The sequence below is a fragment of the Emticicia aquatilis genome (assembly GCF_014644295.1).
GTDB lineage: Bacteria > Bacteroidota > Bacteroidia > Cytophagales > Spirosomataceae > Emticicia > Emticicia aquatilis.
This window is the reverse complement of the sequence record NZ_BMKK01000010.1, coordinates 188,510-202,785: the sequence shown is the minus strand read 5'-3', so window position 1 is coordinate 202,785 and position 14,276 is coordinate 188,510. Positions and strand designations below refer to the sequence as shown.

Below are 14,276 nucleotides of genomic sequence, written 5' to 3'. Positions count from 1 at the left end.
ATGAAATTAACCAACAGGTTTCTTGTATTATTGTTGTCTTTGTTTTCGTTAATAACACAAGCTCAACAGCAGGACGCAATAAAAGTATTTGCTGATAAGGGTGTATCAACAATTACTTATGCCATGAAACACCCCATGCACGAATGGGAAGGCGTGTCGAAAGATGTAAATGCTGTGATTGTATATAATAAAGCAACGAAGGCCGTTGAGCAAGTAGTAGTTTCGTTGAAGGTTGATTCTTTTGATAGTGGAAACTCAAACCGAGATTCTCATGCTTTAGAAGTTTTGGAGGGCTTGAAGTTTCCGAAAGTGACTTTTGTAAGCACAAAAATCAGACCGAATGGCAATACGCTTGCAATAGATGGTAATCTGACATTTCATGGTATAGTTAAGCCGATTACGCTTACTGTTCGTCGAGATGACGGGTCGAGTAAAATAAATTTTGACGGTAAATTTGATGTCTTATTATCTGATTATAAAGTAGATAGACCTTCACTCTTTGGCGTAAAAACTGAAGATGTTGTAAATTTGAAATTTAATCTGAGTTTTAATGTAAAGTAAAAATAAACTGCGTATGAAAAAGCTTCCTAATATATTACTGATTTTGTTGATGTTTCCAGCAATAGCTTTTTCGCAACAAGATTTGACAAAGCTATTAGCCGATAAAAGCGTATCAACCATTACCTACGCCATGAAACACCCCATGCACGATTGGGAGGCAGTTTGTAAGGATGTAAATGCTATTTTGGTTTATAACAAAGCATCAAAGACGATTGAACAAGTAGCGGTTTCGCTCAAAGTGCAATCGTTTGATAGTGGAAATGCCAACCGTGATTCGCACGGTTTGGAGGTCTTAGAGGCCTTGAAATACCCTAAAGTTACGTTTGTAAGTACAAAAATCAAGGCTGCCGCTGAGATGATTACGGTAGAAGGGAATCTGACGTTTCATGGAGTAACGAAGCCCGTAACGATTATTGCAACTCGTGAAGACTTCGTTAATAAATTAGTTTTTGAAGGTAAATTTGATGTTTCTCTGACTGATTATAAAGTAGAGCGTCCGTCGTTATTTGGTCTAAAAACCGACGATATATTGAATTTCAAATTCAGACTTATTTTCAAATTATAATTATTTCCATCGAAGGGTTTCGAGAATATGTCTCGAATCGACTTTCATATAATCAATGATTGGTTTGAGAGAATCGTTTTCGGTGGCTGTCATTAAATAAACTGCTCCTCTGAGATAGTGCTTAGTACTATCAGTTACAAAAAACTGATACGGACTTGGCACTTCTCCTTCTAATTCAAAAACAACTGCTCTTTTGCCGCTCTTCGTTGTCAAAATCTTATCGGTTATCGAATAGGCTTTTTTATCGTGATTAAAAGCCAATTTAGCAGCATCGCCCATCATATTTTGTAGTCTGCCGAGGTCGTTTTTAACTGGTTTGTAAGTAAACTGAATACGTGTATTGAGCTTAGGGTAATATACGATTATCCAATGTGGCTCGGCATTTTTGAATGTATCAAGCTGAATAATTGCCTCTTTCGAGTACTCAAAAGAGTAGGGGTGTTTATCGGGCAAAGTTTGGTAAGCGTGTTGGGGCAAATCAATACGATTGAATCCTCGGGGCTTAGGCGAATACTCTTGGTTTGATTTACTACAACTTCCAAGCATAACGCTGAATGCAAATACTACTAATCCTTTTACAATCTGTATTTTGGGCATAGATTACTTTTCTTAAAAAATATAAACTCCTGTTTTTTCTTCATCGCTAAGTATGACCTGAATATGCTCATTGAGGGTTGTTGATAGCGAATACCCAACAAAATCAGCTGCCATTGGGTACTTTGGGTGATTACGGTCAACGATTACAGCCACTTGTAATTTCTTGATAGGAATACTCAAGAATGGTCGCAAACTAAATGCCAAAGTCTTACCTGTATTCAGTACATCATCACATAGAACGATGTTTTTATTACGGAAAGTATCTACTTTACTTTCAATATTTATATCTGGTTGTTCGGAGGCGAGTTTATCAAATGTTACCTTGGCAGTATACACATCCATTGACGAGATTTGTTTCAGCTCTTTTACCAACATTTCGGCAAAAGTATAGCCTTCACCATTGATTCCTGCAATAATTATTGCTGACTCCTCAAAATTTTGTTCATACACTTGGTAGGCAATTCTACGGATTTTTTGAAGCGTTTGGGTCTTATTTAATAACTGATTCGACATAAAATAAACTTTTTTGCATTGAGTTTTTAAACCTAAGCACTTAAACGAAATAATTGGTTTGAATTTTGATATTAAAGTTTTTGTGCCATTAAAACGGTGAATGACGTAAAAAAAACGTATCCGTTTAATAATTTTTTGGCATAGTTTGTGCAAATAACTTTAACAAATAATAATAACGAACAAAGATACTCAAAACTTAATCATTATGAAGTCCATGAAATACTTAATGTCAGCAATCGTTTTCATTTTTCTTACGAGTGCCACACGTCCAAACGATGATGACTCTAAGAGAAGCAGAGAAGATAATGAACTGGCTGACAGAATCAGGATGTCGTTTAGAGGTGGAAACCCTCGAATGTTGGCAAGTTGTCTAAACCAGCACGTTGAACTGGTGATAGATTCAGAAAAAATCGATTTCCAAAAAATTTCGGCACAACAGGCAGAACAGATTTTTAAATCTTTCTTCCAGAAGAATCCTCCATTGGCATTCCAGTATGTGTATCAAGGTGCATCGAATGCCGACCTACGTTATAGTGTAGGTACGTACCGAAGCCGTAACAAAGATTTCTTGGTGTATATCTTAGTTCGTCGTGCGGATGCCAATAAATATGTGATTGATACGATTCAGTTTAGAGAGGGGTGAAAAAGCTCTACTAACGAATTTTATAGATACTTATTACAAAATAATAGGAAAGGCTCTGAAATTGTCAGAGCCTTTTTCTATTTTTGTGCTTTCAAAGATAATAACATCTAATTGAATGCAGCAGTGTAGGGCGGATATTGAAAATTAGACCGATATACAGGCACAGTTAGGTACTTAATGACAACAAAATACAATGATAGTAAAAACAAAAAAATTTGCTTTAGACCCTAAAGAATATGTAAGTATTTCGTTCAAGCGTCACATGAAAGCCGGATGGAAATGGTTGTTGATTCCAGCAGCGGTTTTTTTATTGGGTTTAGTGCTTCATTTTACGGGTACATACAAAAACTGGTGGATTCCAGTGGTAGCTGTTGTAGGAGGTGGGCTTTATGTTTTATTCTGGTATGCCCAGTTCTATGCTGCGTCGCAGATGGAACAAAACAAACAAATGTTTGACAAGTTTATGTACGAAATTGATAGCCGTCAGATTTTGGTAAAAATCAACCAGAAAGAAGGTGGTATCATGAAATGGGAAAGCATTCAGTCGGCTGAGCGTATGGCAGATGCCTTTTTGTTGATTATTGGTAAAGGCCAATTTTTACGTTTTCCATTTACTGTATTCAACAGCGAGCATGATTTGAAATTATTTGAATCTATTTTAAAGCGTAAAGAACTTTTACAATAGAAAATCATAAGATTTACAGTAAATACTCTGCCTACATAAGTAGTTTATAATCAATAGTTTGCATGTTGTTATAGTTGATTCCTTAACTATTATCAGTTTGTAAATAAGCGTAACCCAATATTTTTATAAGTAATAGAAGTTATTAAGCGGTATAATTTTTGCTTCATAATCTAACTATTACACGGTGAATATAAAAATAAACTCTTCCTCTGAAAGAGGAAAGGGCTGCTATTGATATGAAAAAACTTTGGCTCTTGCTGTATTATGGCTTGGTACCATTACTATTTTGGGCATTTTTGTATGATGAGTCAGTTTTCTTAAAGAAAGCTGGCTTTTTAGAAGTTGTATCCAATTTGATTTTAATCACATATTATATCAGATACAAAAACTCAAAATTTGTTCTTATAGATTGGTACTCAATTGAAGCATTGCTCTTTACGTGTGCAGGTGGAATTTTGATTTTGATTTTTAGAGACCTTCATCTTTTGATGTTTCTCAATACTGTTGGGTTTTATCTTACACAGTTTATGTACATCAGTATCTTTCGAGATGAAGGCAGTATATTGCCTCCTTTTTCGTCGGTAATTAAAGAATGGAAAATGATTTTCCTCACCATTCTGTTTTTTATAGGTTTGGTTTTTCTGCTCATTACCTATACACCGAATAGCTTGCTCTTAATCAGTTTTGTGTATTCAACCCAAATGATGGTGCTTTGTTGGATGGCTTATTTTCGGCCGATACCCAGAAAAGCCTACTCAATGGGGTTTATAGGCATCTTTTTATTAGTAATGTCCAACTTATGGTTAGCCATTAATTTATTGTATAAAGAATTGCCCTACAAAACAGGAGTCTATTTTATCATTTATGCTACTTCTCAATTATTAATCATTGAAAGTATTTTGTACACTCGAAATAAAGTTGAAAACTAACTCGCCATTAGGTAATCAATCGTGGCTAAATCAGTTGCTTCTTCTACGCTCATTCCTTCTCTGAGATAACTTAATGAAGTACGGAGATAAACTAATTCGTCTTGAAGATTGGGTCTTACACCTGAGGTTTTCTCAAGTACTTGTTCGATGTATTCGGTCGGAATTTGAATAAATTCTTGCATAGTTTTATAATTTGAATAGTTTAGTATTCAACTACAATATCAATGCCAAATCGAATAATACGACTTTAATCTTATCAGAAGCGGTTGTTGGGGCTTTAATTAACGGCCATTTTTATGATTTTGCTTAAATTACCCGACACTAATCTAACAAAATAAATCCCTGAGTTGAGTGAATTTACTTCAAACTGTTTTCCGTATTTTAAGGCTTTGGGTTGTAGAGATTCTTCGAAACGTACCCTTCCTAAAATATCAATTACCTGAATTTTCTCGATATTGTTATAGTTGGCTTTTAACTTGAATGTACCATTATTCGGGTTTGGATACAAAGAAGCTTCCATGCCATAGAAATCATCTGATTGTGGTGATTTTTCGGTGAGTAAGTCGGTCATCCAAATTCCTCTACCAAAGGTAGCAGCGTAAAGTTTTTTTGTCGTCTGATTTATTTCAAGTTCGTGAACAATTACGTTCGGCAGATTGGTTATAAGCGGTTTCCATTCTTTTGTGCCTTCTACTAAATAATAAACGCCAATATCCATGCCCACATACAAAATATCGGTTTCTGTATCAGTCTGATATACAATGGTATTGGCAGGAAGATTTGGTAAATTATAGCTGATGTTCTCCCAGTTTTTACCTCCATTGCTCGAATAATATACTTTCTTGCCTTCTTCAAAATTGCTCAATGTAGCCCAAACACGGTCAGGGAAGTTATCATCAACCGTAAGATAAGTTACATAAGAATCTTTGTAAATATCGTTGGTGATATTCTCCCAAAATTCTCCATTATTTACGGTTCGCCAAAGTTCAGAAGACTGCTTGAGTAATGGCGTGGCTTTTTTTGCTATATAAATGGTATTAGCATCTGATTTTGGCACAGCTAAGGCGGTTGATACTTGTGGATAGCGAGTTGTGCCATAAATCTTAAAGTTGGAGATAGTATTAAGTTTGCTTCTCTCTTGAGCTACATCTAATTTATGAACATTCCCGCCAGCAATAATTACTTGATTGCTTTTTTCATTAATAATAAATGGAGTAGTCCATTCGCCTGTATCGTTGTTAGCTTGTGGTGGAAAGATAGCAGCTTCTTGCTTTCGAGCATCGTTTAGGTCAAAGAATGAAATAAATCCGTATTGTGAAGAACCATAAGCATAGTTTTTACTGATTGCTCCTTCCATACCATCTCCGTCAAATTCACTTGTCCAAGGTTTATTGTCTTGGGTTAGAAACATATTGTTGTCTTGAGCACCAGTCAGAATTTTTTTCCCATCTTGCGAAAGTCCCAAACGATAGCACGAAGTGGCATTGACCCCTTTCGAAACAAATTTCCATGATAGGTTGGCTATTGTGCTGGCAATAATCTCTTTAGTGGCATAAACCCCTCCATCATTGCATAGGTATATAGTTTTGTTGAGGGGATTATACCCAAAGGCGTGTTGGTCAGGGTGAATGGTTGTATAGCCAGTTGCCGGTCGCCAAGTAGTTCCACCATCATTCGATTCGTTCAAGATTAAGCCTCCAACATAAACAGTTTGTGGTTTTGTTGGATGAACCATGATACATAAGTCATAAAAGCCTTGACCGCCAGTTCCGCTATAGGCTGTTGACAGTAAGTTTCCTCTAAAGGCAGATTTTTGCCAAGTTTCGCCATTATCGGTGCTTTTGTAGAAACCTTCAAAACCATTATTAATATCACAACTGACAGCATAAATCAAATTAGGACTTGTGGGAGAGATAGCTACTTCAACTCGCTGAACGGTTGCTTTACCAATACCCGTTGATAATATTCGCCAAGTATTTCCCGCATCTTCTGACTTCCAAATTCCTGCTTCTCCCTGCTTGGTGCTGGCCACATAAACTGCCGAAGCAAAAAGTATATTAGAATTGGTCGGGTGCTGCACAAGTGCCGAAGTCATTTTATCTAAGACCTTAGTTGACCATGTATCGCCGCCATCGAAAGACTTGAAAATACCTTTTGTTCCGACAACTACCACTTCTTTTGAGTTTTGAGGATTAACCCAAATTGTTCGAGTGATTGATGTAATTCCCTCTGAAAGTTGATTTTTAAGGCCAGTTTGTTGCCAAGTTTTACCTCCGTTTGTACTTTTCCAAACACCAATTCCGTAATAGGTATTTCGCTTGCGGTCGGCGGTATATAAGTCATAGCCAATATAGGCAAAATCGGCCAGAGAAATGTATATAATGTCAGGATTGTTAGGGTCGAGGGTTATGCCACTAACTCTTAATATGGGTAGATTATCGCCCAGTGGAGTGTAAGATTCGCCTCCATTGGTAGTTTTCCAGATACCACCTTGCCCAAAACCAATGTAGAATGTAAGGCTATCTTTTGGATGAAAAGCAATGCAATTTACTCGACCAATACCAAATAATTCTGAACTCCCATAAGGCCCAACTGGAACCCATGAAGAGGCTTTTTGACGGGCATTTTCGCTGTTTTTTCTTAAATTTTCTATATTATTATTGGCTTTTAGGAGCAAATCGCTCGAAGGCATATTGCCAGTAGTATCAATTCGTCGGAGAAGTTCATGCTCGTAGCGAGCCATCCATTTCCACCCACGAGTACCTTTGGGTTGTCGGTATAGCCAATCTCTAAATTGTTGTTCGTGCTGAAATAAATTCTTGGATTCATTCAGACTTGGAATACTTTCAGGAAGGGTTTGGGCTACTATAACGATGCTGTATAATAAAAAAAATAAAGTAAAGGTTCTTTTCATGTGAAAGAAAATTAGGTACTCATTCAGTAAAAGGTTCGGTTGGGCATCAATTATAGAATAAATTTAAAGTAGAAAAACTACTTTAAAAAATTTTCTGCTTCATTCACTGTCGATTTATACTCGGCGTACTCTAAACATCTACGGTATAACTCTTCGGCACGTTTTGTATTACCCGAACGTATCGAAATTCGAGCCAAACCTGCATAAGCCATTGCGTAATAATCGTTGGTGTATCGGTCGTTGGGCTGCATTTTCAATACATTAACGTATTGGTCAGCGGCAGCTTTGTCATTTTTCTTAAATTTTTCATTGATTAATCCTTCAAACAAATTTCCCGCCAAAAGATACACTTTATCATTAGTACGTTTTAATTGCTGAATAAGTGGCAGAGCATCCTCAATTTTACCATTCATAATTAAACTTTCGGTGTGCCGCATCGTATAGATTAAGTTGTTTGGATAACGCTCGTGTAGCCAATTAGAATAAACTAAAGCCTTTGGATAGTTGGACTCGTATTTTAGACATACACCCATTAAATAAAATGCAGCTTCAATACGTGAGAAAACTGATTTCTGAACTGCTTGCTCAAGTTGTTGAATACCAAGTTTTTTATTGCCATTATCAAAGAAAAGCATGACTGGTTTTACTATTGGGTGTGTTTCGGGATATTGTACTCGATAAAAATTATATAAGCCCGAAGTAAACAAAAACTCTGGGTTCTTTTCGGTCAATTGTTTGCCATCTTTAAGATACCCATAGGCTTTTCGGGCTTCGTTGGCTGCTTTTACTTGTTCTTTTTTATAATTAAGAACCAAGGCAATGTATCCATGAGAGGCTACCAAAAAGAAAATAGCTTCCGCTTTTTTGCTTGGGTCTTGAAGGAGAGTTTCGGCCGATAATTGGCATTTTTCGAGCAATGCAAGATACTGACCCAATGCCTTTGGGTTTTGCTCAATAGGCAAATTTAGCCATTGTACTTGTAAAGCACTGAGTAGGGGCGTAACGGGGTGTTTGGGATATTTAGCTTTAACGCTTTGAAAATAAGCGTCAGCTTCTTTAAATTCGTAATTGTAGAGTTTGTCTAAACCTTTAATAATCAGTTGTTTAGATTCATTGTCGTTCAATAGTTGTGCAAAAGATGAAGCTGAAAAGCACCAAAAAAGTAAAATCCAAAAAAGTTGTTTCATGAAATCGAAGAGCTGTTTCTATATTAACGAATAAAATGCAAAAAAGCCTCCCAAATGGAAGGCTTTTTTTTGCTTCGTAACTTACTCTTATTGTGTAGTTAACGATTAATACTTGTGTTCTTGTAAGTAAGTCATTACAGCGTCACGGCTTCTAAGGTTTACACCTTCGTTCTGCATAGCTTGACCAACTGTTTTCTCAACTGTTACGTAAGAGAAAGTAAGGTCTGTTTGCGGAGCATAAGTTTTAATGCCACCGATAGCTGCAGTTTGTGAACTGTAATAGAACGTTACTTTGCCAGTTTCATAGCCAAAGTTTACTTGCTCAGTTGCACCGTCAGTTTCTTTGATGATTACACGTGGTAAAGCTACAAATTGAGTACCAACTTTAACGAAAGCAATAACAAACATTGTTGCCTTTACGTTAGCGTCAGTTACCGAATAAGCACCTGTTTTACCAGTAGCTCCAGTGCCAATACCGGCAGCGTCAACTGTTTTCCAGTCTGCTACTTTAACAGTAACCTCTGTACCTTTTACATTAGCGTTACCGTCTTTTCCATTAGTACCGTTAGTACCATTAGTACCGTTAGTACCATTTTGACCTGCAGGGCCTTGAGCACCCGCTGGGCCTTGAGGACCTTGGTCGCCTCTGCATGACCAAAAAGCAACAGATAATGTCAATGATACTACTGAAAGAACTCTATAAAATTTGTTCATGATTTGATGGGTTTTGATTTTTTGGCTTCAGTTACGTAGCAATATTATTGAAATTTGTTCAACTTTGCAAACGCTAATATCGCTTTATTTATTTTACGGCAAAAATTTTTTCGTCAAAAAGTGTATTGTAATATTTATCTAAAGGGATTTCGTACGGAAATAAGTATATTTTTCTGAAAAATCATTTAAAAATACAAATAATTACCAAATAATAGATTCTTAAAACATCATGCAAAATTTAGATTGCCTTAACCAAGTAGCCGAGTTTCATCGCACATTTAAACACCCAATTTTAGATACACCACAGATTCCATCAAAGCAACGTTGCGACCTTCGGGTTTCGCTCATAGCCGAAGAATTGAAAGAACTGCAAGAGGCAATCAACGATAATAATATTGTAGAAGTAGCCGATGCTTTGGCCGATATTCAGTATGTATTGGCTGGGGCAATTTTGGAGTTTGGCTTGGGCGAAAAATTCAGAACAATATTCGACGAAGTTCAACGCTCGAATATGAGTAAAGCTTGCGATACTGTTGAGGAAGCAGAGGCTACCATGAAGCACTACGCAGAGAAAGGAACGGAGTCTTATTATAAGGAAATAGAAGGTAAGTTTTTGGTGTATAGAAAAGGTGATGACAAGACCTTGAAAAACATCAATTATTCGCCAGCAGATTTAGCCTCAATCGTAAATGCTTGAAATTATTATGAAGAAATATCAGATGTTTAGTGCAAGTACACGTTTCTTGAAATACGTACAAATTGATACACAATCTGACCCAAATTCACCATCGAATCCATCGACTGAGAAGCAGAAAGATTTGAGTCGATTGTTGGTGCAAGAGCTATTAGATTTAGGTATTACTGATGCTCATCTCGATGAATGGGGCTATGTCTATGCCACGATTCCGAGCAACACCGAGAAGCATGTACCAACAATTTGTTTCTGCTCACACGTAGATACCTCGCCTGATTGTAGTGGGGCAGGAGTGAAGCCCCTCATTCATTTTAATTGGGACGGAACAGATATTGTTTTACCTGATGATTCTACTCAAGTAATTAAAGTTGCCGAACACCCCGATTTGAAAGAGCAAATCGGTAACGATATCATCACTGCAAGCGGCACAACTTTATTGGGGGCAGATAATAAAGCTGGAGTTGCCGAAATTATGGCAGCGGCCGAATACTTGATGCAGAACCCCGATGTGAAACACGGAACAGTAAAAATATTGTTTACGCCCGATGAAGAAGTGGGTCGTGGTACAGAAAAAGTAGATTTAAAGAAACTCGGTGCTGATTTTGGTTACACAATGGATGGAGAAAGTCTTGGCACACTCGAAGATGAAACTTTTTCGGCTGATGCTGTGAGCCTCACTATTCATGGTATAAGTACACACCCTGGTTTTGCAAAAGGAAAACTCGAAAATGCCATGAAGATAGCGGGTGATATTTTGGCAGCTTTACCCAAAGACACACTTTCTCCTGAAACGACCGAAGGCATGGAAGGTTTCATTCATCCAACTCAAATTTCGGGGATTCAAGAAGCAGTAAAACTTGATTTTATTATCCGTGATTTTACGGTGGCTGGGCTGTATGAAAAAGAAAGTTTCTTGCAAAACATTGTTAATCAGGTACTTGTAAATTATCCAAACTCAAGGGTTGATTTTAAAGTAATTGAACAATACCGCAACATGAAAGAAGTTTTGGTGAATTATCCGCAGGTAGTTGACTTTGCTTTGGAGGCAATCGAACAAGCAGGTTTGAAGGCTGAAAAACGTAGTATTAGAGGTGGAACTGATGGTTCACGGTTATCATTTATGGGTTTGCCTTGTCCGAATATTTTTGCGGGCGAACACGCTTTTCATTCAAAACTCGAATGGGTGTCGGTGCAAGATATGGAAAAAGCTACCCAAGTGATTATTAATTTAGTGCAGATTTGGGAACAGCGTTCGTAAGTCATAAAAACTCCGTGTCATGCCAATTTAGGTGTGATACGGAACTTTTATGAGGTGCTTTTCTTATTTCTTCAAGAATTCTTTCACAACAGCCACCGTTTTCTCTGCATCTTCTTCCATTGGCGTATGTCCTAAATTTTTGAAAACTACCAAAGTATCATTAGGTAAATCTGCATGAAATTTTTCGCCAACTTCAAGCGGAATTAGTAAATCTTTATCGCCCCAAATAATGAGTGTAGGCATTGCTAAGTCTTTGATTTTGGCAGTTTTGTCGTTAATAATCCCTTTATTTCTAAACTCAGACATCCTATCAATAAATGCTTGACGATTACCTTCTCGGAGCGATAATTCAAAATAACGGTCAACCAAATCATCGCTTACTTTGCTTTTATCGGCATAAACATTTTCTACACTTTTCTGCACAATTGAGCGAGGTGTAACGTATTTAAACAAGTTTTTTACAACTGGCCAACCTGCTACTCGAAAAGCAATCGGCACCGATTTTGACTTCATGGTGTATCCGCCCGCATCAACTAAAATCATTTTTGAAATTTTTTCAGGATATTTCACCGCAAAATTCCACGCAATTGAGCCTCCGAGAGAATTTCCTGCAATGATACACTGTTTTACTCCAAGTTTTGTCAGAAAATCATTGATGAAAGTTGCATAAAATTCTTGTGAGTAATCGCTCGTTGGATTTGGGCCAGTTAGACCATAAGCAGGTAAATCGAGTCTGATAATCTTTCGTTCGGTTTTTAGAGCGTTTACCCAACCATCCCATGTGTGTAAGCTCGCACCCGTTCCGTGCAGAAGAACTAACGGAATGCTATCCGTTGCTAAACCTTCTATACGATAATGCACCGACATTCCATCAACTTCGATAAATTTTGAGTCAGCGGTGGTATATTTTTCTTTAAGTGTTGAGAGCGGAATATCACTTTTCCAATATAATGCCGTAAGTCCAACGATAGCAATTAGAATAAATACAAAAAAGTATTTTAAGGTCTTAAAGAGCAGTTTCATGTGATGAAGATTTTTTCTAAATTTTATAAGCCAAATCTAATATCTTTTTCTTGAAAATTTTAAATTGTTTCATTATTTTGTGCAAATTTGTGAATAGAACATAACCTGTTAATATACCTATGGAAATTTTACCTAACAAAACCCTATTAGACTATTTTTATCATTGGGAAGCAACAACTCCTGATAAAATTTACTTGCGTCAACCCTTCGGTGATGATTTTGTTGATTACACTTTCAAAGAAGCTGGCCAACAAGCACGTAGTTTGGCTACTTATCTAAAATCGCTGAATCTTCCGCCGAAAAGCAATATAGGTTTGGTTTCAAAAAACTGTGCAGAATGGCTGATTGCTGACTTTGCAATCATGATGTCGGGGCATATTTCGGTGCCTTTTTATGCTACTTTGACCGATGCTCAGATTAATCAAGTGCTTACGCATAGCGGTTGTGAGGTGCTTTTTGTTGGGAAATTGGATGATTGGGCAGGAATGAAATCGGGTATTCCTGCTAATGTGAAATGTATTTCGTTTCCTACTTACAATCCCGATGCTTCGCACGTACAATGGAATGATATTTTGGCTAATCACGCACCAATGACTGAAAACTATGTGCCGAACTTAGCTGATATTTTTACGATAATTTATACATCTGGCACGACTGGAAATCCAAAAGGCGTAATGTTGAAATATGGTGCAATGGCAAGTGTGATTTTTCATACTCGTGATATTGCCAGACTTCACACCGAAAATGCTCGCTTTTTTTCTTACTTGCCACTCTGCCATATTGCCGAGAGAAATATTATAGAGGCAGCGGCTATCACGATGGGGGCTACCATTTATTTTGCCGAAACGCTTGATAGTTTTGCTAAAAATTTGGCTGCTGCCGAACCAACGCATTTCTTGGCGGTTCCTCGGATTTGGACAAAGTTTCAGTTAGGAATTTTGGGGAAAATGCCCGAAAAGAAACTTAATACTTTATTAAAAATCCCAATTTTGAATGGAATTGTAAAGAAAAAAATCAGAAAAGGATTGGGTTTAGATAAAGCAGTGATAATTCTGACTGGTGCAGCACCGATGCCCAATAGTTTGATTGTTTGGTTTAGAAAACTGGGTATAATTATTCAAGAAGCCTATGGCATGACCGAAAACGTCGGAGCGGTATGTATGATGCCGAAAGAAAAGGTGAAAGATGGAACGGTCGGTAAAATTTACCCAGGGATGGAAGTGAAAATTGCCGAAGGTTCGGGCGAAATCCTGACTCGTTCAAACTGGAACATGGATGGATATTATAAAGAACCCGCTCTGACAGCCGAAACAATTGATACTGATAATTGGATTCACACGGGCGATGTGGGAGAATTAGATGCTGAAAACTATCTAAAAATCACGGGGCGTGTAAAAGAAATGTACAAAACCTCGAAAGGAGAATACGTTGCTCCAGCACAAATCGAATTTGGTTTTGCCGACAATAATTTCATCGAACAAATTTGCGTAGTTGGAAACAATTTACCACAACCGATTGGTTTATTAGTATTGTCTGATTTAGGAAAAGCGACTGATAAACAGGTAGTTAAAGAAAGTTTGGAAACAACATTGAAAGATTTAAATCCAAAACTAAAAAGCTACGAGCGTGTACAAAGATTGGTAGTTTTGCGTGAACCGTGGACGGTAGAAAACAATAAAATGACGCCTACGCTTAAAATCAAGCGAAATATTATAGAAAAAGAATTTGCCCCAAAAGTTGATAGCTGGTATAATAAGTCAGAAGCAGTAATTTGGGAGTAATTAGTTATTCCCTTAGTGAACTGATTAGAAGGTTATTGGTCAGTATCTTTAATATGATACTTGTTACAGAAAGTTTTTTATTTGTAAATTCTAAATCGTCATTGTTATATTTGGTTTCAGAAATATTGTTAGAAAACTACGCTAAAAATTTGAAAGGTCTTTTAACGATAGCATATAAGAATTTAATCAAAAGCCATAAAATTAATTTAAAT

General features: G+C 37.0%; 15 protein-coding genes. 8 read left to right on the top strand and 7 right to left on the bottom strand.

What is annotated here, in order from left to right:
* Positions 1–561: a YceI family protein gene (locus IEX65_RS21460; protein ID WP_188769164.1), complete on the top strand. Its 561-nt coding sequence runs from the start codon at positions 1–3 to the stop codon at positions 559–561.
* Positions 562–574: 13 nt separating this feature from the next.
* The gene (locus tag IEX65_RS21455; protein ID WP_188769162.1) at positions 575–1,126 is read left to right on the top strand and encodes a YceI family protein; all 552 of its coding nucleotides are present in this window, start codon (positions 575–577) and stop codon (positions 1,124–1,126) included.
* Here IEX65_RS21455 and gldD read toward each other — a convergent pair whose 3' ends face one another.
* Positions 1,127–1,723, bottom strand: a complete 597-nt coding sequence (gene gldD, locus IEX65_RS21450; protein WP_188769160.1) for a gliding motility lipoprotein GldD — start codon at positions 1,721–1,723, stop codon at positions 1,127–1,129.
* 12 nt (positions 1,724–1,735) lie between these two features.
* Entirely contained in the window at positions 1,736–2,236 is a 501-nt protein-coding gene (locus IEX65_RS21445) for a phosphoribosyltransferase family protein (protein WP_188769159.1), read from the bottom strand.
* A 214-nt stretch (positions 2,237–2,450) separates the two neighbouring features.
* Here IEX65_RS21445 and IEX65_RS21440 point away from each other — a divergent pair, with 214 nt between their 5' ends.
* The 3 genes from IEX65_RS21440 to IEX65_RS21430 all read left to right on the top strand — a co-directional run bounded on the left by IEX65_RS21440 (position 2,451) and on the right by IEX65_RS21430 (position 4,493).
* Complete coding sequence (locus IEX65_RS21440; RefSeq protein WP_188769156.1) at positions 2,451–2,879, top strand: DUF4783 domain-containing protein; 429 nt, start codon at positions 2,451–2,453, stop codon at positions 2,877–2,879.
* 193 nt (positions 2,880–3,072) lie between these two features.
* Entirely contained in the window at positions 3,073–3,564 is a 492-nt protein-coding gene (locus IEX65_RS21435; RefSeq protein WP_188769155.1) for a YcxB family protein, read from the top strand.
* 236 nt (positions 3,565–3,800) lie between these two features.
* Entirely contained in the window at positions 3,801–4,493 is a 693-nt protein-coding gene (locus IEX65_RS21430; protein WP_188769153.1) for a lysoplasmalogenase family protein, read from the top strand.
* On the opposite strand, the gene IEX65_RS21425 is transcribed toward IEX65_RS21430, so the two are convergent.
* The 4 genes from IEX65_RS21425 to IEX65_RS21410 all read right to left on the bottom strand — a co-directional run bounded on the left by IEX65_RS21425 (position 4,490) and on the right by IEX65_RS21410 (position 9,308).
* The gene (locus IEX65_RS21425; protein ID WP_188769152.1) at positions 4,490–4,675 is read right to left on the bottom strand and encodes a hypothetical protein; all 186 of its coding nucleotides are present in this window, start codon (positions 4,673–4,675) and stop codon (positions 4,490–4,492) included. The two genes, IEX65_RS21430 and IEX65_RS21425, sit on opposite strands and share 4 nt — an antisense overlap.
* Positions 4,676–4,770: 95 nt before the next feature.
* The gene (locus tag IEX65_RS21420; protein WP_188769151.1) at positions 4,771–7,407 is read right to left on the bottom strand and encodes a VPS10 domain-containing protein; all 2,637 of its coding nucleotides are present in this window, start codon (positions 7,405–7,407) and stop codon (positions 4,771–4,773) included.
* A 77-nt stretch (positions 7,408–7,484) separates the two neighbouring features.
* A complete protein-coding gene (locus IEX65_RS21415; protein ID WP_188769149.1) occupies positions 7,485–8,594 on the bottom strand; it encodes a tetratricopeptide repeat protein in 1,110 nt (369 codons plus the stop codon).
* 105 nt (positions 8,595–8,699) lie between these two features.
* Positions 8,700–9,308 carry a collagen-like triple helix repeat-containing protein gene (locus tag IEX65_RS21410; protein ID WP_188769148.1) on the bottom strand — a complete coding sequence of 203 codons (609 nt, stop codon included), beginning with the start codon at positions 9,306–9,308 and terminating at the stop codon, positions 8,700–8,702.
* A 229-nt stretch (positions 9,309–9,537) separates the two neighbouring features.
* Here IEX65_RS21410 and IEX65_RS21405 point away from each other — a divergent pair, with 229 nt between their 5' ends.
* Together IEX65_RS21405 and pepT are read left to right on the top strand one after the other, a co-directional pair.
* Positions 9,538–10,005, top strand: a complete 468-nt coding sequence (locus IEX65_RS21405; protein ID WP_188769146.1) for a pyrophosphohydrolase domain-containing protein — start codon at positions 9,538–9,540, stop codon at positions 10,003–10,005.
* Positions 9,998–11,260, top strand: coding sequence for a peptidase T (pepT, locus tag IEX65_RS21400; RefSeq protein ID WP_374757861.1), 1,263 nt, complete (start codon positions 9,998–10,000; stop codon positions 11,258–11,260). The genes IEX65_RS21405 and pepT overlap by 8 nt, the downstream gene beginning before the upstream one ends.
* 63 nt (positions 11,261–11,323) lie before the next feature.
* Here pepT and IEX65_RS21395 read toward each other — a convergent pair whose 3' ends face one another.
* Entirely contained in the window at positions 11,324–12,283 is a 960-nt protein-coding gene (locus IEX65_RS21395) for an alpha/beta fold hydrolase (RefSeq protein ID WP_188769144.1), read from the bottom strand.
* A gap of 119 nt (positions 12,284–12,402) precedes the next feature.
* Here IEX65_RS21395 and IEX65_RS21390 point away from each other — a divergent pair, with 119 nt between their 5' ends.
* Positions 12,403–14,064, top strand: a complete 1,662-nt coding sequence (locus IEX65_RS21390; protein WP_188769141.1) for an AMP-binding protein — start codon at positions 12,403–12,405, stop codon at positions 14,062–14,064.
* The last annotated feature ends 212 nt before the right edge of the window (positions 14,065–14,276 follow it).

Bases quoted from the DNA above. Each gene is read 5' to 3' on its own strand.
- IEX65_RS21405 (WP_188769146.1), top strand. From the start codon at position 9,538: ATGCAAAATTTAGATTGCCTTAACCAAGTAGCCGAGTTTCATCGCACA.
- IEX65_RS21395 (WP_188769144.1), bottom strand. From the start codon at position 12,283: ATGAAACTGCTCTTTAAGACCTTAAAATACTTTTTTGTATTTATTCTA.
- IEX65_RS21420 (WP_188769151.1), bottom strand. From the start codon at position 7,407: ATGAAAAGAACCTTTACTTTATTTTTTTTATTATACAGCATCGTTATA.
- IEX65_RS21440 (WP_188769156.1), top strand. From the start codon at position 2,451: ATGAAATACTTAATGTCAGCAATCGTTTTCATTTTTCTTACGAGTGCC.
- IEX65_RS21455 (WP_188769162.1), top strand. From the start codon at position 575: ATGAAAAAGCTTCCTAATATATTACTGATTTTGTTGATGTTTCCAGCA.
- IEX65_RS21445 (WP_188769159.1), bottom strand. From the start codon at position 2,236: ATGTCGAATCAGTTATTAAATAAGACCCAAACGCTTCAAAAAATCCGT.
- IEX65_RS21425 (WP_188769152.1), bottom strand. From the start codon at position 4,675: ATGCAAGAATTTATTCAAATTCCGACCGAATACATCGAACAAGTACTT.
- IEX65_RS21435 (WP_188769155.1), top strand. From the start codon at position 3,073: ATGATAGTAAAAACAAAAAAATTTGCTTTAGACCCTAAAGAATATGTA.
- pepT (WP_374757861.1), top strand. From the start codon at position 9,998: ATGCTTGAAATTATTATGAAGAAATATCAGATGTTTAGTGCAAGTACA.
- gldD (WP_188769160.1), bottom strand. From the start codon at position 1,723: ATGCCCAAAATACAGATTGTAAAAGGATTAGTAGTATTTGCATTCAGC.
- IEX65_RS21390 (WP_188769141.1), top strand. From the start codon at position 12,403: ATGGAAATTTTACCTAACAAAACCCTATTAGACTATTTTTATCATTGG.
- IEX65_RS21410 (WP_188769148.1), bottom strand. From the start codon at position 9,308: ATGAACAAATTTTATAGAGTTCTTTCAGTAGTATCATTGACATTATCT.
- IEX65_RS21415 (WP_188769149.1), bottom strand. From the start codon at position 8,594: ATGAAACAACTTTTTTGGATTTTACTTTTTTGGTGCTTTTCAGCTTCA.
- IEX65_RS21460 (WP_188769164.1), top strand. From the start codon at position 1: ATGAAATTAACCAACAGGTTTCTTGTATTATTGTTGTCTTTGTTTTCG.
- IEX65_RS21430 (WP_188769153.1), top strand. From the start codon at position 3,801: ATGAAAAAACTTTGGCTCTTGCTGTATTATGGCTTGGTACCATTACTA.